Source organism: Caulobacter sp. Root1472 (assembly GCF_001426985.1).
In the GTDB taxonomy this organism is placed as follows: domain Bacteria; phylum Pseudomonadota; class Alphaproteobacteria; order Caulobacterales; family Caulobacteraceae; genus Caulobacter; species Caulobacter rhizosphaerae.
Map to the genome: position 1 here is coordinate 118,775 of NZ_LMFX01000001.1, position 19,842 is coordinate 138,616.

The following is a 19,842-nucleotide window of genomic DNA, read 5'->3' on the forward strand; positions in this document are numbered from 1 at the left end:
TTGGGGCAGGGGCGGCATCCTTGTCGGCCCCCAAGGTTTTCGTGCGCGTCTCTTGGGCCTGAAGCGCGCGGATCCCATCAGTTTTCGAAAGGAAATTCTCATGGCCAGACATGAAGGCGGCTGCCAGTGCGGCGCGGTGCGCTATGCGGTCGAGCTCGAACTCGACAAGCTGATCGCCTGCAACTGCTCGCGATGCGGCAAGCTGGGGTCGGTGCTGGCCTTCGCCCCCGCCTCGGCGTTCGAGCTGAAGCAGGGCCAGGACTCCCTGACTGAATACCGCTTCAACAGCCACAAGATCTCGCACCTGTTCTGCAAGACCTGCGGAATCCAATCCTTCGGCCGCGGTGTCGGGCCGGACGGGGCCGAGATGGCGGCGATCAATGTGCGCACCCTGGACGACGTGGACGTCTTCGCGCTGGAACCCCACCGGTTCGACGGCAAGTCGCTCTAGGCTGTGGTGACGATTTGGGATTCCGACGGCCCGAGGTTCTGATTCAACGCTGCTTTTTGGAGGCGGCGTTGGAAGGCGAGGTTGTTCGGGACGATCAATGGGCGCGGATCCAACCGTTCGTGCCGGGCGGCCGCAAGGGCAAGCGCGGGCCGCGCAGCAACGGCCGGTTGTTCGCGGACGCGCTGTTGCGGATGGCGCGCTCAGGTTGGCGGTGGCGTGATCTGCCCGGGCGAGTTGGGCCCTATCAGACGGCCAAGCGACGCTATTGCCGCCGGATCGAGATGGGCGTGCTCAACCGGTTGTTCGAGGCGGTGGCGGCCGAGCCCGATCTGGAATGGACGATGCTGGACGCTAGCCTGATCCGCGCCGACGTCCAAGCCGCCGGCGCGCGGCGAAAAAGGGGGACCGCACGCCCAGGCGCTTGGCCGCTGGCGCGGCGGCTTCGGAACCAAGATCCACGTCTGCGTAGACGCCTTGGGCCTGCCGGTCCGCATCATTCTGGGGCCAAGCCATAAGAACGACATGGCGCCCGCCTGCGACCTGATCGACGGCGTGGCCGCCCGGTACGTCCTGGCCGACAAGGCCTATGACGCCGATCGGCCGTATCTGAAGATCATCCAGCAGGGCGGCGACCCCGTCGTGCCGCCCCGTCGCCATCGCGAGCGACAGCACGCCTATGACCGCGCTCGACAAGGAGCGAAACCGCGTCGAACGCTTCTTCAGCCGCATCAAGTACTTCCGACGCATCGCCACGCGAGACGACGAGCTGGCGGCCACCTTCATGGGCTTCGTCACCCCGGGCGCCATCATGCTCTGGCTCAAATAGCTAAATCGTCACCGCAGCCTAGGAGCTGTGGACACTTACCGCCCCAGAGCACGGCGGCGGCGAGGTGTAGGACGGCGAGGTAGTTCCTGGCGTCTTCTCGAAGCGTGTGGCGACGCGCCGGAACTGCTTGAGGCGGCTGAAGCAGCATTGGACCAGGTGGCGTTGGGCGTAGAGGTGCTTGTCGAGCGGATGCTTGCTGGCGCGCGAGGGGTTGTTGGGAATGACCGCGAGCGCGCCCTTGGCGGCGATGGCTTGGCGCAGATGGTCAGCGTCGTAGGCGGTGTCGGCCATGACGACGCGGGCGTGCAGGCCTTGGATCAAGGCGGCGGCCTGGGGTGTGTCGCCCCGGTGTCCGGCGGTCAGGATGAACCGGACGGGCAGGCCAAGTCCCGCACGGCCATGTGGACCTTGGTGCTCAGGCCACCGCGGGAACGTCCAAAGGCTTGATCTTCAGACCCCCTTTTTTGGCCCCGCTAGCGTGCTGGTGGGCGCGAACGATGGTGGAGTCGACAATCAGGTATTCGAAGTCGGGATCGCCCGACATCGCTTCGAAGATCCGTCGCCAGACGCCCTTCTGGCTCCAGCGACTGAACCGTCGAAAGGCGCTGTTCCAATCGCCGAACGCCTCGGGAAGGTCGCGCCAGGGCGAACCCGTGCGCACGATCCACAACACGCCCTCGACGAACAGCCGGTTGTCACGGCCCGTCGAGCCCTTCTGGTCAGGACGACCGATGATCAGGCCCGACATGCGGTCCCAATCGGCGTCGCTCAGCACCAAACGATCCATCACACCCAAGACCGCCTCCTAAAAGACAGTCTTGAATCACGATTTGGAGCCGCCGGAATTCTTAGAGTCCACAGCTCCTAGAGCATCGCGCGGAAAAAGCGGCGCGAAGGCGGGACCTAGAGCAAGCTGCGCCATTCCTCATCCTGAGCTTGTCGAAGGACGAGGAATTCGGCCCAAGGCCGTCCACCGTCCACCGTCCACCGTCCACCGGCGCTAGCGGGCTATCGAAGGCGTCAACGGCGATCGACCCGGCGGTGAGGGCGAGGTGGTGGGTCCAAGGAAGGGGAGAACGGCCGGGATCACGGGCGAAGGCCTGTCCGGCAGGCCCGGAGCCCTCGCGTTTGGCGGCCAGTGGAAGGAACGCACGGTCCGCTGCGTCCGCAGCGAGACTCCATGGCCCCTCCTGCGCTCTATTGCTGTTCATCGCGAGGCGCTTGGAGGGCGGCATGATCCACAGCTTGAAGGCGGTCGGTGCAGCCCTGGCGCTTTTGCTCGGCGGGCCGCCGCTGGCCATCGCCGCGCAGCCGTCCTCCGCGGTCGCGGCGAAGAGCCAGGACGGCCAGCGGGATTTTGACTGGGAGATCGGTGAATGGACGACGCGCCTGTCCCGCCTCCAGCATCCCCTGACCGGGTCGAACGCCTGGGTCGAGTACGAGGGGGTGACCGTTGTCCGACCGGTGCTGGACGGCAGCGCCAATCTGGTCGAACTGAAGGTCAAGGGGGCGGCCGGCCGGATCGAGGGCCTGTCCCTGCGCCTGTACGACCCGGACGCCCAGCAGTGGAGCCTCAACTTCGCCGGCGGCGGGGTGCTCACCCGGCCGGTCTACGGCCAGTTCAAGGAGGGTCGCGGCGTCTTCTACGGACAGGACAGCTTGGGCGGCCGGGCCATCCTGGTGCGCTTCATCATCTCCGACGTCACCGCAAACTCCGCGCGCTTCGAGCAGGCGTTTTCGGATGACGGCGGGGTCAACTGGGAAGTGAACTGGATCGCCGTCGACACTCGCCGTTGAGCAGGGACTTCGCGCGTCCCTAGCTCAAGAGAGCCGCGCGCCGCTGGCGAACGGCAAGGGGATCCCTACCACGCCATGGCGCGGCCGTTGGGCAGGCGGGCTCGGCCGAGACGGCGCTTGGCGGCCTTGCCGCAGCCGACGATCATCGGCGCGTCGGCCCCGCGGAGCAGCGGCAGGTCGTCGAGGCTGTCGGTATAGGCGTAGGCCCAACGCGGGCCATGGCCGGCCTCGGCCAGGGCCTGGCACTTGCGCTGGTGGCGGCAATGAACGTCGGCCACCCAGCCGCCGGCCTGACGCTTGAGCGAGGTGCCCAAGACGACGATCGGCCGGCCCAGAGGGGTGATCAGAGCTTGGGCCAGGACGGTCGGCGCGGCGGTGACGATGACGACCTCATCGCCGCCGGCGAGGTGGGCGTCGAGGGTCTCGACCCCCTGGCCGCGCCAGGCGAGCGGCAGGGCGTCGGCATGGAAGCGGGCGGCGAAATCGGCGCAGGATTTCCGCAGCGCCCGCTCGTCCAGCCCGGCCGTGGCGATCCACAGCAGGATGGAAGCCCCGGCCCGGCGGGTGCAGGGCGCGATCACCATCGGGATGGCGACCGGCGAGACCAGCAGGGTGGCCAGCAGGCGGGGAACGGAGCGGCGGGCCCGGTCCCACAACCACACCGCCGTGGAGTCGCTGTCGAGCAGGGTGCCGTCCAGATCGAAAACCGCGAGCATGAGCCTCCTCCACCCATTACGGCCGGACGAGCGGCTCCCACGCAGCCGTCGGACCTGACCCATCAGACACGCCCTCTGTGTCAGAAACGCGTGACGATTGCGGTTCGCCTGTGGACAGATCAGGTTCATTTGTGGGCCTGCGCCGATCGAAGGCGCCATGCGAAGGACATGCGGCCTGATGGACCGTCTCTTGACCGCTCGTCTGATCGCCGAGCGCCCGGACGAGCGGGACTTGCCCGACCTAGTCGCCCTGCACCTTGATCCAGACGTCTCGCGCTATCTGGGCGGGATCCGGTCGGCGGAGGCGACAAAGGCCCATCTCGCGGCCTATCTGATCCATTGGAACCGCCACGGCTTTGGACTGTGGATCTGGCGCTCGCCCGACGGCGCCTTCGTGGGTCGCGCGGGGATCCGACCTTTGATAGTGGGCGGCGTCCAGGAGATCGAGATCGCCTACGCCCTGGCGCGCGACGCCTGGGGGCGGGGACTATGCCGGCGAGATCACGGAGAGGCTGGTCGGGCATGCCCTCGGGCGACTGGCCCTGCCGTCCCTCGTCGGGGTGGTCATGATCGATCACGGCGCCTCGCGCCGGGTGCTGGAGCGGGCGGGGTTCACGTTCGAGCACGAGGTGGTTCATGCGGGAGAACGCTGCGCGCTCTACCGCCTGAGCCGGCTGGCAGGCGGTGCAACGGCGGCATGACCTTGCCGGGCCGGGCGGTCAAAACGGCAAGGTTCTGGCGCCTAAGGGCTTGCTTTTTGGTCCGTTCACGCCTATTTGCGCGGCCATTCCACACGTGGACGTGCGGCGACGCCGGGGAGACATCCCGTCGTTACCGTTCCGGTCCCGGTCCGAATCGTCGGAGCGGGGGTGTCCACGGAGGTTCAACCGGAAGAAGGAGACCTATCATGGCGCTTCCCGAATTCTCCATGCGTCAGCTCTTGGAAGCTGGCGCCCACTTCGGCCACCAGACGCACCGCTGGAACCCGAAGATGGACCGCTACATCTTTGGTTCGCGTTCGAACATCCACATCATCGACCTGTCGCAGTCGATTCCGCTCCTGCACCAGGCCCTGGTGAAGGTGCGTGAGGTCGCCGCCGCCGGCGGCCGCGTGCTGTTCGTCGGCACCAAGCGCCAGGCCAGCGACCCGGTCGCCACCGCCGCCAAGCGCTGCGCCCAGTACTATGTCAACCACCGCTGGCTCGGCGGCACCCTGACCAACTGGCGCACCGTCTCGGGCTCGATCGCGCGTCTGCGCGAGTTGGAAGGCGTTCTGGCCGGCGAAGGCCAAGGCCGTTCCAAGAAGGAACTGCTGCAGCTGACCCGCGAGCGCGACAAGCTGGAGCTGTCGCTGGGCGGCATCAAGGACATGGGCGGCATCCCCGACATCATGTTCGTGATCGACACCAACAAGGAAGCGATCGCGATCCTCGAGGCCCGCAAGCTGAACATCCCGGTCGTCGCCATCCTCGACACCAACTGCGATCCGGACGGCATCACCTATCCGATCCCGGGTAACGACGACGCCGCCCGCGCGCTGCAGCTGTACTGCGACCTGATCGCCGACGCCGTTCTGGACGGCCTGGCCGCCGGCCAAGCCAACTCGGGCGTCGACCTGGGCGCCTCGATCGCTCCGATCGAGCCGACCCTGGCTCGCGAACTGACGCCGGAACCGGTGGCTGAAGCCGCTGCTCCGGAAGTTGCTCCCGCCGAAGTCGCTGCTCAGGAAGCTGCGTTTGAAGCCGCCGCTGCTCCGGAAGCCGCTCAAGAAGCGACCGCCGAAGCGATCGAAGCCGTCGCCGAAGAGCCGGCCGCGAGCTGATTTTCCGATCACCGGATCGGGATTTCGGTCCCGGTCCGGTCTTCGTGAACCTGACATGCGACCGGGCTATCAAGCCCGGTCGTAATTTTGTTTCACGCGTTTCCCCGCCGGACCGGTCCTGGTCGCGGTTGGAAGCGCTCTGACGTTTCAATGGAGGAACTCATGGCTGAAGTGACCGCTGCGCTGGTGAAAGAGCTGCGCGAAAAGTCCGGCGTCGGCATGATGGACTGCAAGAAGGCCCTGGTCGAAAACAACGGCGACATCGACGCGTCCATCGACTGGCTGCGCGAAAAGGGCCTGTCCAAGGCCGCCAAGAAGGCCGACCGCGTCGCCGCTGAAGGCCTCGTCGGCATCGCCGTCCGCAACGACGGCGCCGGCATGACCGCCGCCGCGGTGGAAGTGAACGCCGAGACCGACTTCCTGGGTCGCAACGAGCTGTTCCAGAACGCCGTCCGCAAGATCGCGGCCGTCGGCCTGGACAACGACGGCGTGGACGCCATCAACGCGGCCAAGACCGCCGACGGCGACGTCGTGGCGGATACGCTGACCAACCTGATCGCCACCATCGGCGAGAACATGGTCCTGCGCCGTTCGGCCAAGTTCTCGGTCGCCCAGGGCGCGGTGTCGTCCTACATCCACAACGCCACCGCCCCAGACCTGGGCCGCATCGGCGTGCTGGTGGCCATCGAAGGCGCCGGCGACCAGGCCAAGATCCTGGAGCTGGGCCGCAAGATCGCCATGCACGTGGCCGCGACCGCCCCGCTGTCGCTGTCGCCGGACGACCTGGACCAGGCCGCCATCGAGAAGGAGCGCCAGATCTTCACCGCGCAGGCGCTGGAGTCGGGCAAGCCCCCGGCCGTCGTCGAGAAGATGGTCGAAGGCCGCATCCGCAAGTTCCTGGAAGAAGTCGTGCTGCTGAAGCAGGCCTTCGTCATGAACCCGGACCAGACCGTCGAGCAACTGGTCGCCGAAACCGGCAAGGAACTGGGCTCGCCGCTCACCGTGAAGGGCTTCGTTCGCCTGGCCCTGGGTGAAGGCGTTGAAAAGGCTCCGGAAGGCGATTTCGCCGCCGAAGTCGCCGCCATGGCTGGCCAGGCCTAAGTCTTTTCCGACGCCTTCCCGTTCTTCGGAAAGGGGTGTCGGATTCGACCGCCTATGAAAGGCGCGGCGCGCATCGAGCGCGCGCCGCGCCTTTTTTGCGCCCCGGTCGCGCACCTGCACGCGATCTGGCCGGTTTGAGCCCGGAAAACCGATCCCACTTTTCCGGAACGCGCACTATGTTGCGTCCCGACGACTCAGGAAGAGCCTCCCGCATGTCCGAACCCCAGCACAGACCCTACCGCCGCGTGCTTCTGAAGGTTTCGGGCGAGGTGTTGATGGGCGACACGCCCTACGGCATCGACACCAAGACCGTCGAATCGGTGGCCGAGGACATCCGCGAGATCGTCCAGTCCGGCGTCGAGCTGTGCCTGGTGATCGGCGGCGGCAACATCTTCCGCGGCATGGCCGGCGCGGCCAAGGGCATGGAGCGCTCAAGCGCCGACTACATGGGCATGTTGGCTACGGTCATGAACGCCCTGGCCATGCAGGACGCCCTGGAGCGCATCGGCGTCTCCACCCGCGTGCAGTCGGCCATCCCGATGGCCACGGTCTGCGAGCCCTACATCCGCCGCCGCGCCCAGCGGCACCTGGAGAAGGGCAGGGTGGTGATCTTCGCCGCCGGCACCGGCAATCCGTTCTTCACCACCGACACCGCCGCGGCCCTGCGCGCCGCCGAAATGCAATGTGACGCCCTGTTCAAAGGGACTAGCGTCGACGGCATCTACAGCGCCGATCCCAAGAAGGATCCGCAAGCCAAGCGCTACGACACCCTCGACTACATGGACGTGCTGGCCAAGGACCTGCGGGTGATGGACGCCTCGGCCGTGGCCCTGATGCGCGACAACAACATCCCGATCGTGGTCTTCTCCATCAAGGGACGCGGCAACCTGCTGAACGTCCTCAAGGGGCAGGGGACTCACACCGTCGTCTCCGGCGTCCGCGCCGCTTAATTTCCCAGCGAAGAGAGCCCAAGCCATGGCCACCGCCGAAAAACCCGTCCTGTCCCGCTACAAGGACCGCATGGAAAAAGCCGTGCTATCCCTGAAGGAAGACTTCGCTGGCCTGCGCACCGGTCGCGCGTCCGCGGGCCTTCTCGACCAGATCATGGTCAACGCCTACGGTTCGATGGTGCAACTCAACACCGTCGCCTCGATCAGCGTCCCCGAGCCGCGCCAGATCAACGTCAACATCTGGGACAAGGGCGTCGTCTCGGCCGTCGAGAAAGCGGTTCGCAACTCGGACCTGGGCCTCAACCCGGTGGTCGAGGGCAACAACCTGCGCATTCCGATTCCGCCGCTGACCGAAGAGCGCCGCAAGGACTTGGTCAAGGTGGCCGGCAAGTACGCCGAAGCCCAGAAGGTGGCCGTCCGCAACATCCGTCGCGACGCCAATGACGACCTCAAGAAGGCCGAAAAGGCGTCCGTCATCAGCGAGGACGAGCTGAAGAAGATGGAGACCGAGGTCCAGAAGATGACCGACGCGGCCATCAAGCAGGTCGACGAGGCCTTGAAAACTAAGGAACAAGAGATCATGCAGGTTTAGCATCGACCTGCGTTGTGGGGGGAGATGAGGGAAGGYTGAAGCGCATGGCGCCGACGACCGGCCTGCAGGATGTCTCGACGCGCGCCGGGGGCGCCAAGTCGGGGCGGCCGTTGCATGTGGCCATCATCATGGACGGCAACGGCCGTTGGGCGAAGCGGCGCAACCTGCCGCGCGTCCTGGGCCATCGCGCCGGCGTCAACGCCCTGAAGCGGACCGTCGAAGGCGCCGCCGCCTTGGGCGTGGGCGTGATGACGGTGTTCGGCTTTTCCACCGAGAACTGGAGCCGTCCGCCGCAGGAGGTGTCGGAACTGATGGGCCTGCTGAAGGCCTATCTGGAGTCCGATATCGACCGGTTGGCCCGCGAGGGCGTGAAAGTCCGGATCATCGGTCGCCGCACGGGACTGGCCGCCGACGTGCTGGCCGTGATCGAGCGGGCCGAGAGCCGCACCAGCCATAACGACGCCTTCCTGCTGCAGGTGGCGTTCAACTATGGCGGCCGGGCCGACATCGCCGACGCCGCGCGCGCCTTCGCCGAGGCGGTGGAGCGCGGCGAAGCGCGGGCCGCCGACCTGGACGAGGCGCTGTTCGAGCGACACCTGTCGACGGCGGGGGCTCCGGCCCCGGACGTCATCGTGCGCACCAGCGGTGAGCAGCGGATCTCGAACTTCCTGCTTTGGGAATGCGCCTACGCCGAACTCGTGTATCAGGATGTTCTTTGGCCGGACTATGGGCCCGAACACCTGGCCGCCGCGTTGACGGAATATCGCAGCCGCGACCGTCGCTATGGAGGTATCGCCGTCGATGACGTCGCCGTCGCCGGCTAAACGTTTCAACTGGAGCAACCTGCGGATCCGTGTCGCCTCGGCCACGGTGCTGGTGCCTACGGTCGTGGCCGCCGTCTGGTTCGGCGACGTCTGGTACCTGGGCCTGATCCTGGTGGGGGTGGCGCTGCTGGCCCGCGAGTGGGCCGAGATGAGCGCCCGGCGGGCCGTGCTGGGCGTGGCCTTGGCGATCGGCGCGGCCGTGGCGATCTCGGTGATCGTCGCCTTCCGCGGCCACTACTACATCACCTGGCCCGTGGTGATCGTCGGGGCCGTGGCCGCCGCCCTGATGGCCCGCGGCGCGGTCGAGCGGCGGGCCGACGCGGCCTATGGGGTGATCTATATCGCGCCGGCGGTGATCGCGATGATCTGGCTGCGCCGGATGGAGGCGGGCCTGTCCTGGACTCTGCTGATGTTCACCGTCACCTGGTTCGCCGACATCTTCGCCTTCGCGACGGGCAGTCTGCTGAAGGGGCCCAAGCTTTGGCCGCGCTATTCGCCCAACAAGACCTGGTCGGGCTTCTTCGGCGGGCTGGTCGCCGCCTCTCTGGGGGCGGTGGGCATCGTGGCCCTGTCCCAGGCGCTGCCTGCGTTGCCGGACCTGCACCTGGCCTGGCCCGTGGCGGCCGCGATCGGCCTGCTGGGCGGCCTGGCCACCATGGCGGGCGACCTGTGGGAATCCATGCTGAAGCGCCGGTTCGGCGTGAAGGATTCGGGCGACCTGATCCCCGGCCACGGCGGCATGCTGGACCGCGTCGACGGCCTGATGTTCGCGGCGATCGTGGTCGCCGGCGCGCGGCTGCTCGACCAATGGGGATGGCTGCCTTGACTCACCCTCGCCCGGGCGTGGCCCGCAAGGTCGTGGTGCTGGGGTCGACGGGGTCCATCGGCGTTTCGACGCTGGACCTGTTCGAACAGGCCGACGTTGGCGTCGAGATCCTGGCCCTGACCGCCGGCCGCAACGTCGAGAAGCTAGCGCAGCAGGCCCTGCGCTGGAAGCCCCAGGTCGCGGTCATCGACGACGAAACTTGCCTGCCGGAGCTGCGCGAGCGCCTGGCGGGTTCGGGCGTCCGGGCCGCCGCCGGGGCCGCCGCGGTCTCCGAGGCCGCCGCCATGGGGGCGGACTGGGTGATGTCGGCCATCGTCGGCGCGGCGGGCCTGGCCCCGACCCTGGCCGCGGCCCGCACGGGCGCGGTCATCGCCCTGGCCAACAAGGAAAGCCTGGTCTGCGCCGGTCCGGCCCTGCTGGCCATCGCCCACGAGGCCGGCGGCTCGGTGATTCCCGTCGATTCCGAGCACTCGGCGATCTTCCAGGYGCTGCAGCGCGACTGTATCGACCAGGTATCGCGCCTGATCCTGACGGCCTCGGGCGGACCCTTCCGCACCTGGGACAAGGCCGCCATGGCCAAGGCCACGCCGGAACAGGCGGTGGCCCATCCGAACTGGTCGATGGGCGCCAAGATTTCGGTCGATTCCGCGACGATGATGAACAAGGGCCTCGAGATGATCGAGGCGTCCTACCTGTTCGACACTCCGCAAGAGCGCATCGACGTCGTGATCCACCCACAGTCCGTGATCCACAGCCTGGTCGAATACGCCGACGGCTCGACCCTGGCTCAATTGGGTCCGCCGGACATGCGCAGTCCGATCTCCTGCGCCTTCTCCTGGCCCCAGCGCCTTTCATGGCCGGCCAAGCCCCTGGACCTGGCCGCCTATGGCCAGCTGACCTTCGAGGCGCCGGACCTGGACCGCTTCCCGTCGATCGCCATCGCCCGCGAAGCCCTGCGTCTGGGCGGCGGCGCGCCGGCCGCCATGAACGCCGCCAACGAGGTGGCCGTCGCGGCCTTCCTTGACCGCCAGATCGGCTTTCTGGATATTGCGCGCGCGGTGGCGGGGACACTTGAGCGCATGAACGGCCTGGGCGAGCTCGCCGACAGCGTCGGCGACGCCCTCGACAGCGCGATGATGACCGACGCTTCGGCTCGCCGCATTGCGGCCGAGGTTGTCGGCCAGAATCGTATCTAGAGACTGACCGGGGAGTTGGGCGCCACCTTATGATCGGGTTTTTGACGGGCCTTCTTGCGTTCGTGTTCGTGCTGTCCGTCGTCGTGACAGTGCACGAGCTCGGCCATTTCTGGGCCGCGCGAGCCTGTGGCGTGGCGATCGACTGCTTCTCGATCGGCTTTGGCCCCAAGATCGTGGCGTGGCGCGACAAGACCGGCGTCGAATGGCGGATCGCCTCGATCCCCCTGGGCGGCTATGTGCGATTCTCCGGCGACGACAACGCCGCCAGCGTGCCGGACGGCAGCGACCTGGCGGTCCTCAAGCGCGAGATCGCCAGCCGCGAAGGCGAGGCGGCCGTTTCGCGCTACTACCACTTCAAACCCGTCTGGCAGCGCGCGATCATCGCCGTCGCCGGTCCCGTGGCCAATTTCCTGCTGGCGATCGCCGTGTTCGCCGTCTTCATGGTGACCCTGGGCGAATATCGCCATCCGGCGACAATCGAGACGATTCCGGCAAATAGCCCGGCCGCCGCGGCCGGGTTCAGGCCCGGCGATTTGATCACCAAGGCCGATGGTCGTCGGATCAAGACCTTCGAAGAGCTGAAGGGCTATGTCATGCTCCGGGCGCGTCTGCCCATCGACTTCACGGTCGAGCGTGGCGATCAGACCCTGCATCTCGTGGCCACCCCGGTCCAGGTCGAGGTCGTCGACAAGATCAACGGCCGTATGAAGATCGGCCAACTGGGCATCGGCAACACCAGCCGCCCCTACCACTATCGCTCGTCGATCTGGCGCGCCATTCCCGACGCCACCGTGCAGGTCTGGGACCAGATCAGCACCATCGGCTTTTACCTCGGACGCCTGGTCACGGGGCAGATCTCGGCCGACCAGATCAGCGGCGTGATCGGCATCGGCCATGCTGTCGGCGCCATGGCCTCGGCCACCACGGTCGATGCGCCCGACATCCAGACGCTGCTGCTGCGTTTCTTCGTCGGCCAGATGATCATGGTCGCCACCCTGTCGGTCAGCATCGGCTTCATGAACCTGCTGCCCATACCGGTGCTCGATGGCGGCCATTTGCTGATGTACGCCTACGAGGCGATCGCCAAGCGACCGCTGAAGGCCGAGTTCCAGGCCGCCGGCTTCAGAGCGGGGCTTGCCTTGATCCTTGGTTTCATGCTGTTCGCGGCCTGGAACGATCTTCACCGCTACGACGTGTTCAAATTCATTGGCGGCCTGTTCTCGTGACCTGTTCGCGTGAGCCCGGCCGTCCGTCCATGATTGGTCCCATGAGCAAAATTCGCGCCCACAGCGCCGCGTTCGCCACCGGCGTTGCGCTCCTTCTCGGTTCCACGGCCCTCACGGCGCCGCAGGCGGCCCTGGCCCAGGCCCAGACTACGGGCGTGGTCCAGCGCATCGTGGTGCAGGGCAACGAGCGGATCGAGCAGGGGACCGTGCTGTCCTACCTGCCGATCCAGCCGGGCGAGACCGTCGATCCCCAGCGCCTCGACCTGGCGCTGAAGACCCTGGCGCGCACCGACCTGTTCGCCGACGTCAAGATCGAGCTGCAAGGCGGCGACCTGATCGTCAAGGTCGTCGAGAACCCGATCATCAACCAGGTGGTCTTCGAGGGGAACTCGGCGCTCAAGGAAGACAAGCTGAAGGACGAGGTGCAGATCCGTCCGCGCGGCATCTTCACCCGCGCCAAGGTCCAGGCCGACGTCCAGCGCATCATCGAGCTGTATCGGCGCTCGGGCCGCATCTCGGCGACCGTGACGCCCAAGGTGGTCGAGCTGCCGCAGAAGCGCGTCGACCTGGTGTTCGAGATCAGCGAAGGCCCCAAGAGCGGCGTGCTCGGCGTCAACTTCCTGGGCAATGTCGAATATTCGGACAACGACCTGAAGGACGTCATCGTCACCAAGGAGTCGCACTGGTACAAGTTCCTGACCAGCAACGACAACTACGATCCGGACCGGATCGAGTACGACCGCGAGCAGCTGCGCAAGTTCTACCGCAATCGCGGCTATTTCGACTTCCGCGTGGTGGCCACCGTCGCCGAACTGGCCACCGACAAGAACGGCTTCGCGGTCACCTATACGATCGACGAAGGCCCCAAGTACAAGTTCGGCAAGGTCACGGTCGAGACCGAACTGAAGAAGCTTGACGGCAACCTGCTGGCCCAGATCCTGCCGATCCGCGCCGGCCAGCTGTACGAAGACGACAAGATCGAGCAGGCCACCGACGCCCTGACCTTCGCGGCGGGCGCGGCCGGCTTCGCGTTCGTGGACGTGCGCCCGCGGTACGTGCCCAACCACGAGAACAACACCGTGGACGTGGTGTTCTCGGTGCGGGAAGGCCCGCGGGTCTATGTCGACCGGATCGACATCGTCGGCAACACGCGCACGCTGGACTACGTGGTGCGCCGCGAACTGGAAGTGGCCGAGGGCGACGCCTACAACCGCGTCCTGGTCGACCGCTCGAAGAACCGCGTCCGCGCCCTGGGCTTCTTCAAGGACGTCAACATCGAGGAAGTGCCCGGCGCTCAGCCGGACCGCACGACCCTGCGGGTCAAGACCGAGGAGCAGCCGACGGGCGAACTGTCGTTCAGCGCCGGCTACAGCTCGGTCGACAAGCTGGTGCTGGACGTCGGCATCACCGAACGGAACTTCCGCGGCCGCGGCCAGAACCTGCGGGCCCGCGTCTCCGTCGGTTCGCTGCGCCAGCAGATCGACTTCGGCTTCACCGAGCCGCGCTTCCTGGGCCGTGACCTGCGCGCGGGGCTGGATCTGTACTCGTATCGGTACGACCTGAGCGACTACGCCGCCTACGATACGGAATCGACCGGCGGCACGCTGCGCCTAGGCTTCCCGCTGACCCAGAACGCTTCAATGGGCCTGCGCTACCAGCTCCGCCAGGACAAGGTGAGCGTGGAGGACAGCCTCTGCACCAATGGCCAGGTGTCCGACATCCTGTGCCTGCAGCGCGGCTCGTACATCACCTCGCTGATCGGCTACAATCTGCGGCTCGACAAGCGCAACGACCCGATCCAACCGACCCGCGGCTGGTTCGCCGACCTGAGCCAGGACCTGGCCGGCTTCGGCGGCGACACCAAGTATCTGAAGACCGAGACCGACGCCGGCTGGTACTGGGGCTTCAACAAGGACTTCATCTTCAGCGCCGTCGGTTCGGCGGGCTATATCGAGGGCTGGGGCGGCGACAACATCCGCATCAACGACCGCTTCTACAAGGGCGGCAGCTCGTTCCGCGGCTTCGAGATCGCCGGCATCGGCCCGCGCGACACGACCAACGGCAACCAGAGCAGCAACTCCCTGGGCGCCAAGCTCTACGCCATCGGCACGTTCGAGCTGACGGTCCCGACGTTCCTGCCCGAGCAGTACGGCATCAAGGCCGCGGTGTTCTCCGACTTCGGCACGGCCGGCCAGTTGGACGACGTCGACCGGCTGGACAAGGCCGGACTGGTCAATCCGAAGATCAAGGACGGGCTGGGCTTGCGGGCTTCGGCTGGCCTGAGCATCGACTGGAAGTCCCCCATGGGGCCCATCCGGTTCGATTTCAGCCATATTCTCGCTAAAGAAGACTACGACAGGACCGAAACCTTCCGGTTCTCCACCTCCACAAGGTTCTAATCAGCATGACCTCCAAGTTCCTCGCCGCGACCGTTTCGGGTCTGGCCGCTTTCGCCACGGCGTCGGGCGCCTTCGCCCAGGCCACGCCTCCGACCGCCCCGGCCGCGCCGCCGGTCACCCACGGCGCGCCGATCGCCGGCGTCTGCATCTTCTCGAGCCAAGGCGCCGTCGCCCGCTCGCAGGTGGGCAAGGCCGTCGACGCGCGCCTGAAGACCATTATCTCGCAGGTCAACGCCGAACTGAACGCCGAGCGGACCAGCCTGGAAACCGACGCCAAGGCGTTGGACGCCAAGCGCGCCACCCTGGACCAAAGCGCGCTCGAACAGCAGGCCGCCGCCCTGCAGGTGCGCGGCAACGCCTTCCAGCGCAAGGGCCAGCTGCGCCAGCGCGAAGTCGAGGCCACCGAGCAGAAGCAACTGGCCCGCGTCTATCAGGAACTGGACCCGGCCATCCGCCAGGCCTACCAGGCCAAGACCTGCTCGATCCTGATCGAGCGGGAGTCGGTTCTGCTGGGCAACCCGGCCATGGACATCACCGACTCGGTCGTCGCCGCGGTCGACGCCCGGATCAAGACCCTGACCTTCGATCGCGAACGTCTGGACCAAGCGGCTCCGGGGGCTCAAGCTCTCCAGCCGACGACTCCCAAGAAGTAGTCGAGTCGGCCCGGGCATGACGCCTGGGCCGCTCACGAGAGGACCGATGCCGGACCCGCGCTTTTTCGAAGACCTGGGTCCGGCGACCCTCGCGGAACTGGCCAGCCTGAGCGGTGCTCGGCTGGCCGATCCGGCTGGCGGCGATCACCGGATCTCCCACGTAGCGCCGCTCGAAGGCGCGGGCGTCGGCGCCGTCACCTTCCTGTCCGATCCAAAGCGCCTGGCCGATCTGGCCGACCTTGATGGCGCGGCCTGTTTCCTGAAGCCCGAACACGCCGACCGCGCGCCGCCCGGCCGCCTCCTGCTGCTGACCAGCCACCCGCAGGCGGCCTGGGCCGCCGCCGCCCAGCGCCTGCACGCCCCACGCCGCCACGACGGCGCTCAGCACGTCCATCCCGACAGCGAACTGGAGGAGGGCGTGACCCTGTCTCCGGGCGTGACCATCGGCCAGGGCGCGCGAATCGGCCGGGGAACCTGGCTGGCGCCAGGCGTGGTGATCGGCCCGGGCGTGACCGTGGGGCGCGACTGCCGGATCGGGGCCAACGCCGTGATCGGTTTCGCCCTGATCGGCGACCGGGTGTCGATCCACGCCGGCGCGGTGATCGGCGAGGCGGGATTCGGCGCGGCCGGCGGGCCCGCGGGCGTCGTCGACCTGCCTCAGCTGGGCCGGGTCGTGCTGCAGGACGGGGTGACGATCGGCGCCAACAGCTGCGTGGACCGCGGCGCCTTTGGCGACACGACCATTGGCGAGAACACCAAGATCGACAATCTCGTCCATGTCGCCCACAACGTCCGGCTCGGTCGCAACTGCGTCGCCGCCGCCTTCACGGGCATTTCCGGCAGCACCGTGGTCGGCGACGGGGTCGCGTTCGGCGGCAAGGCCGGCGTGGCCGATCACCTGACGGTCGGCGCGGGCGCCCAGATCGGCGCCTCGGCGTCGGTCTTCAAGGACGTGCCGGCCGGCGAAACATGGACTGGATTCCCGGCGCGGCCGCTCAAGCGGTGGCTTCGGGAAACCGCGTGGCTGTCGCGCAAGGCGGGCGGCCGTGAATCGAAGGGCTAGGGGCGAAATGAGCCAATCCAAAGTTGAAGAGCCGCTGGCCGACATCGACATCGCCGAGATCCTCAACCGGATCCCGCATCGCTATCCGTTCCTGCTGGTCGACCGGGCCGAGGCGTATCGCCCGCACCAGTCGATCGTGGGCGTCAAGTGCGTGACGATCAACGAGCCGTTCTTCCAGGGCCACTTCCCCGGCAATCCGGTGATGCCAGGCGTGCTGATCATCGAGGCCCTGGCCCAGACGGGCGCGGTGCTGATGAGCAAGTCGCTCGAGGTCGACACCGAAGGCAAGACCATCTTCTTCATGTCGGTCGACAACGCCCGCTTCCGCAATCCGGTGCGGCCCGGCGACGTGATCCGCATGGAGGTCGAGGTGGTCCGCGCCCGTTCCAGCATCTTCAAGTTCAAGGGCGTGGCCAAGGTCGGCGACAAGGTCGCGGCCGAGGCGGAGTTCGCGGCGATGGTGGTGGAGACGCCCAAGGCATGACCCAGATCCATCCCACCGCCATCGTCTCGCCGGGGGCGCAGCTGGGCCAGGACGTCGAGGTCGGCGCGTTCTGCACCGTGGGGTCCCAGGTCCAGCTAGGCGACGGCGTGCGGCTGGTCTCGCACGTGGTGATCGAGGGCGCGACGCAGATCGGGGCGGGGACCACCGTCCATCCGTTCGCTGTGCTGGGCGGCGCGCCGCAGCATCTGGCCCACAAGGGCGAGGAAACTCGCCTGGTGATCGGCGAGCGCAACATCATCCGCGAGCATGTCACCATGCACACCGGCACGGTTGGCGGCGGCGGGGTGACCAAGATCGGTTCCGACAGCCTCTACATGGTCGGCGCCCATGTGGCCCATGACTGCATCGTCGGCGATCGCGTGACCTTCGCCAATAACGCCACCCTGGGCGGCCACGTGGTGATCGGCGACTTCGTGTTCATGGGCGGGCTGTGCGCCGTCCACCAGTTCACCCGCATCGGCCGCTACTCGTTCGTCGGCGGCGGCGGGGTGGTGACCAAGGACATCATTCCCTACGGCTCGGTGTGGGGCAACCACGCTCACCTGGAAGGCCTGAACCTGGTCGGCCTGAAGCGGCGGGGCTTCACGCGCGAGGCGATCAACGCCCTGCGCGCCGCCTACCGCCTGCTGTTCGCCGACGAAGGCACCTTCCAGGAGCGCCTGGACGACGTGGCCGAAGCCCATGCCGACACGCCCGAGGTGATGGAGATCGTCGATTTCATCCGGTCGGAGGCCAACCGGCCCCTGTGCCTTCCCGAGCGCGAAGTCTAGGAGCGGCCATGCGTAAGCTGGGTCTGATCGCCGGGGGCGGTTCCTTGCCCGTGGAACTGGCGCAGCATTGCGAGGCCGCGGGGCGGCCGTTCGCCGTGATGCGCCTGAAGTCGTTCGCCCAGCCGGTGCTGGCCCGCTATCCCGGCGTCGAAGTGGGACTGGGCGAGTTCGGCAAGGTGTTCAAGGCGCTGCGGGAGGAAGGCTGCGAAGCCGTGTGCTTCGCCGGGGTCGTCGATCGCCCCGACTTCTCGACGATCAAGCCGGATCTGCGCGGCCTGGCCGTGATCCCGGGCCTGGTCAACGCCGCCCGCAAGGGCGACGACGCCCTGCTGCGCCGGCTGCTGGCCGAGTTCGAGAAGGAAGGCTTCGCGATCGAGGGCGCCCACGAGGTGCGGGGCGAGATGACCCTGCCGCGCGGGGCTCTGGGCAAGCATGCGCCCAAGGAAACCCACGTCGCCGACATGGACCGGGCGCTGGACGTGGCCCGGGCCATCGGCGCGCTGGACGTCGGGCAGGGCGCTGTGGTCTGCGACGGCCTGGTGCTGGCGGTCGAGGCCCAGGAGGGCACGGACGCCATGCTCCGCCGGGTCGCCGACCTGCCCCAGGCGATCCGCGGCAACGCCGAGGCGCCGCGCGGGGTGCTGGCCAAGGCGCCCAAGCCGATCCAGGAGACCAAGGTCGACCTGCCGACCATCGGCGTCGCCACCGTGCAGCGCGCCGCGCGCGCGGGCCTGGCCGGCGTGGTCGGCGAGGCTGGCCGCCTGCTGATCGTCGACCGCGACCAGGTGATCGCCTGCGCCGACGACCTGGGCCTGTTCGTGTACGGGGTCGAACCACGGGCCGACAGATGAGCCCGACGGGCTCAGAGGGGCGGCCGCTGACCGTGATGCTGGTGGCGGCCGAGGCTTCGGGCGACGCCCTGGGCGCCAAGCTGGCCCGCGTGCTGCGCGAGCGTCTCGGCGCCGGCAAGGTCCGCTTCGTCGGCGTCGGCGGGGCCAAGATGGCGGCCGAGGGGATCCATAGCCCGTTCGACATCGCTCAACTGTCCATCCTGGGCATCGTGGAGAGCCTGAAGGCCTATCCGCGCGCCATGGCCCGCCTGAAGGACACCCTGGCCCTGGCGGCCCGGGAAAAGCCCGACGTGGCGGTGCTGATCGACAGCTGGGGCTTCAACATCCGCCTGGCCAAGGCGCTGCGCAGGCAGCACCCGGGCCTGCCGTTGGTCAAGTACGTCGCCCCCCAGGTCTGGGCCTATCACGCAAGCCGCGCCAAGGACCTGGCCGGGGCGGTGGACCTGCTGCTGTCGATCCAGCCGATGGACAAGCCGTATTTCGACGCCGCCGGCCTGGCCAACGTCTTCGTCGGCAACTCGGCCCTGGCCCACGATTTCAGCCGCGCAGACCCGGCCCGGCTTCGCGCCGCGATTGGCGCCGCGCCCGGCGAGCCGATCCTGCTGGTGCTGCCCGGCAGCCGTCCGTCCGAGATCCAGCGGGTCATGCCGCCGTTCGAGGACGCCGTGCGCCGCCTCAAGGCCGATCGACCGGACCTGCACGTGGTCGTGCCCGCCGCCTCGACCGTGGCGCAAAGCGTCAAGGCGCGGGTCGCGGCCTGGCCGTTCCGGGCCCACGTCGTCGAGGACGAGACGCTGAAGGACGACGCCATGGTCGCCGGCACGGTCGCCCTGGCCTGCAGCGGCACGGTGACCACCGAACTGGCCCTGGCCGGCTGTCCGATGGTGGTCGGCTATGTCACCGGCAAGATCACCTACGCCCTGCTGAAATCGATGTTCAAGCCGCGCTGGGTGACCCTGTTCAACATCGCCGCCGACGACACCGTCGCGCCCGAGCGGCTGCAGGACGCCTGCACGGGCCCGGCCCTGGCGGCCGACGTCGCCCGGCGGCTGGACGACCCGGCCCTGCGCGCCGCCCAGATCGCCGCCCAGAACGCCGCCCTCGACAAGATGGGGCGCGGCATGCCCGACCCCTCCGAAGCGGCGGCTTCCGCCCTGCTGGACTTCCTGAGGGCGCGCGGCCTGCTCTAGGCGGCGCGGTCGCGTCCGGGCGTTAAGCAAGCCTTTAAGATCCGCTTCACGGCTCTCGCCTAGGGTGGAGGCCCTGGCGACCGT

General features: G+C 67.7%; 19 protein-coding genes and 3 pseudogenes. 20 read left to right on the forward strand and 2 right to left on the reverse strand.

Annotated elements, in window-relative coordinates:
* Window positions 1-100 precede the first annotated feature (100 nt).
* Together ASD47_RS00545 and ASD47_RS25935 are read left to right on the forward strand one after the other, a co-directional pair.
* On the forward strand, window positions 101-451 hold the full coding sequence (locus ASD47_RS00545) for a GFA family protein (protein ID WP_056750077.1): 351 nt from the start codon (window positions 101-103) through the stop codon (window positions 449-451).
* A gap of 68 nt (window positions 452-519) precedes the next feature.
* Window positions 520-1,277 (forward strand): annotated as a pseudogene (locus ASD47_RS25935) (IS5 family transposase).
* On the opposite strand, the pseudogene ASD47_RS25940 reads toward ASD47_RS25935, so the two are convergent.
* Window positions 1,270-2,073 (reverse strand): annotated as a pseudogene (locus ASD47_RS25940) (IS5 family transposase). The pseudogenes ASD47_RS25935 and ASD47_RS25940 overlap by 8 nt on opposite strands.
* Before the next feature lie 437 nt (window positions 2,074-2,510).
* On the opposite strand from ASD47_RS25940, the gene ASD47_RS00565 reads away from it, so the two are divergent.
* On the forward strand, window positions 2,511-3,074 hold the full coding sequence (locus tag ASD47_RS00565; RefSeq protein WP_056750083.1) for a hypothetical protein: 564 nt from the start codon (window positions 2,511-2,513) through the stop codon (window positions 3,072-3,074).
* Between the two features lie 65 nt (window positions 3,075-3,139).
* Here ASD47_RS00565 and ASD47_RS00570 read toward each other — a convergent pair whose 3' ends face one another.
* Window positions 3,140-3,790: a haloacid dehalogenase-like hydrolase gene (locus ASD47_RS00570; RefSeq protein WP_056750085.1), complete on the reverse strand. Its 651-nt coding sequence runs from the start codon at window positions 3,788-3,790 to the stop codon at window positions 3,140-3,142.
* Between the two features lie 178 nt (window positions 3,791-3,968).
* Here ASD47_RS00570 and ASD47_RS28060 point away from each other — a divergent pair.
* The 17 genes and pseudogenes from ASD47_RS28060 to lpxB form a co-directional block, all read left to right on the forward strand.
* A pseudogene (locus ASD47_RS28060) lies at window positions 3,969-4,271 on the forward strand (GNAT family N-acetyltransferase); the annotation flags it as partial.
* An 85-nt stretch (window positions 4,272-4,356) separates the two neighbouring features.
* Window positions 4,357-4,491 carry a hypothetical protein gene (locus ASD47_RS27885; protein ID WP_255355492.1) on the forward strand — a complete coding sequence of 45 codons (135 nt, stop codon included), beginning with the start codon at window positions 4,357-4,359 and terminating at the stop codon, window positions 4,489-4,491.
* A gap of 206 nt (window positions 4,492-4,697) precedes the next feature.
* Window positions 4,698-5,612 carry a 30S ribosomal protein S2 gene (gene rpsB, locus ASD47_RS27330; protein ID WP_056750088.1) on the forward strand — a complete coding sequence of 305 codons (915 nt, stop codon included), beginning with the start codon at window positions 4,698-4,700 and terminating at the stop codon, window positions 5,610-5,612.
* 162 nt (window positions 5,613-5,774) lie between these two features.
* Window positions 5,775-6,713, forward strand: coding sequence for a translation elongation factor Ts (tsf, locus tag ASD47_RS00580; RefSeq protein ID WP_056750091.1), 939 nt, complete (start codon window positions 5,775-5,777; stop codon window positions 6,711-6,713).
* A 212-nt stretch (window positions 6,714-6,925) separates the two neighbouring features.
* The gene (pyrH, locus tag ASD47_RS00585; RefSeq protein ID WP_056750094.1) at window positions 6,926-7,663 is read left to right on the forward strand and encodes a UMP kinase; all 738 of its coding nucleotides are present in this window, start codon (window positions 6,926-6,928) and stop codon (window positions 7,661-7,663) included.
* A gap of 25 nt (window positions 7,664-7,688) precedes the next feature.
* On the forward strand, window positions 7,689-8,255 hold the full coding sequence (gene frr / locus ASD47_RS00590) for a ribosome recycling factor (RefSeq protein ID WP_056750097.1): 567 nt from the start codon (window positions 7,689-7,691) through the stop codon (window positions 8,253-8,255).
* Window positions 8,256-8,299: 44 nt separating this feature from the next.
* Window positions 8,300-9,079 (forward strand): polyprenyl diphosphate synthase, encoded by a 780-nt coding sequence (gene uppS / locus ASD47_RS00595; protein WP_056750099.1) that lies wholly within the window; start codon window positions 8,300-8,302, stop codon window positions 9,077-9,079.
* Window positions 9,057-9,905, forward strand: coding sequence for a phosphatidate cytidylyltransferase (locus ASD47_RS00600; RefSeq protein WP_056750103.1), 849 nt, complete (start codon window positions 9,057-9,059; stop codon window positions 9,903-9,905). Before uppS ends, ASD47_RS00600 begins: the two co-directional genes overlap by 23 nt.
* Entirely contained in the window at window positions 9,893-11,101 is a 1,209-nt protein-coding gene (locus tag ASD47_RS00605; protein ID WP_056750106.1) for a 1-deoxy-D-xylulose-5-phosphate reductoisomerase, read from the forward strand. The genes ASD47_RS00600 and ASD47_RS00605 overlap by 13 nt, the downstream gene beginning before the upstream one ends.
* Window positions 11,102-11,142: 41 nt before the next feature.
* On the forward strand, window positions 11,143-12,327 hold the full coding sequence (locus tag ASD47_RS00610) for an RIP metalloprotease (RefSeq protein ID WP_235525700.1): 1,185 nt from the start codon (window positions 11,143-11,145) through the stop codon (window positions 12,325-12,327).
* A 29-nt stretch (window positions 12,328-12,356) separates the two neighbouring features.
* Window positions 12,357-14,726, forward strand: a complete 2,370-nt coding sequence (gene bamA, locus ASD47_RS00615; RefSeq protein ID WP_056750111.1) for an outer membrane protein assembly factor BamA — start codon at window positions 12,357-12,359, stop codon at window positions 14,724-14,726.
* Window positions 14,727-14,731: 5 nt separating this feature from the next.
* Window positions 14,732-15,379 (forward strand): OmpH family outer membrane protein, encoded by a 648-nt coding sequence (locus ASD47_RS00620; RefSeq protein ID WP_056750114.1) that lies wholly within the window; start codon window positions 14,732-14,734, stop codon window positions 15,377-15,379.
* A 46-nt stretch (window positions 15,380-15,425) separates the two neighbouring features.
* Window positions 15,426-16,442: a UDP-3-O-(3-hydroxymyristoyl)glucosamine N-acyltransferase gene (gene lpxD, locus ASD47_RS00625; RefSeq protein ID WP_056750116.1), complete on the forward strand. Its 1,017-nt coding sequence runs from the start codon at window positions 15,426-15,428 to the stop codon at window positions 16,440-16,442.
* Between the two features lie 7 nt (window positions 16,443-16,449).
* On the forward strand, window positions 16,450-16,926 hold the full coding sequence (gene fabZ / locus ASD47_RS00630) for a 3-hydroxyacyl-ACP dehydratase FabZ (protein ID WP_056750120.1): 477 nt from the start codon (window positions 16,450-16,452) through the stop codon (window positions 16,924-16,926).
* Window positions 16,923-17,717 (forward strand): acyl-ACP--UDP-N-acetylglucosamine O-acyltransferase, encoded by a 795-nt coding sequence (gene lpxA / locus ASD47_RS00635; protein ID WP_056750123.1) that lies wholly within the window; start codon window positions 16,923-16,925, stop codon window positions 17,715-17,717. The genes fabZ and lpxA overlap by 4 nt, the downstream gene beginning before the upstream one ends.
* A gap of 8 nt (window positions 17,718-17,725) precedes the next feature.
* The gene (locus ASD47_RS00640) at window positions 17,726-18,568 is read left to right on the forward strand and encodes an LpxI family protein (protein WP_056750126.1); all 843 of its coding nucleotides are present in this window, start codon (window positions 17,726-17,728) and stop codon (window positions 18,566-18,568) included.
* On the forward strand, window positions 18,565-19,758 hold the full coding sequence (gene lpxB / locus ASD47_RS00645; protein ID WP_056750130.1) for a lipid-A-disaccharide synthase: 1,194 nt from the start codon (window positions 18,565-18,567) through the stop codon (window positions 19,756-19,758). The genes ASD47_RS00640 and lpxB overlap by 4 nt, the downstream gene beginning before the upstream one ends.
* Window positions 19,759-19,842 lie beyond the last annotated feature (84 nt).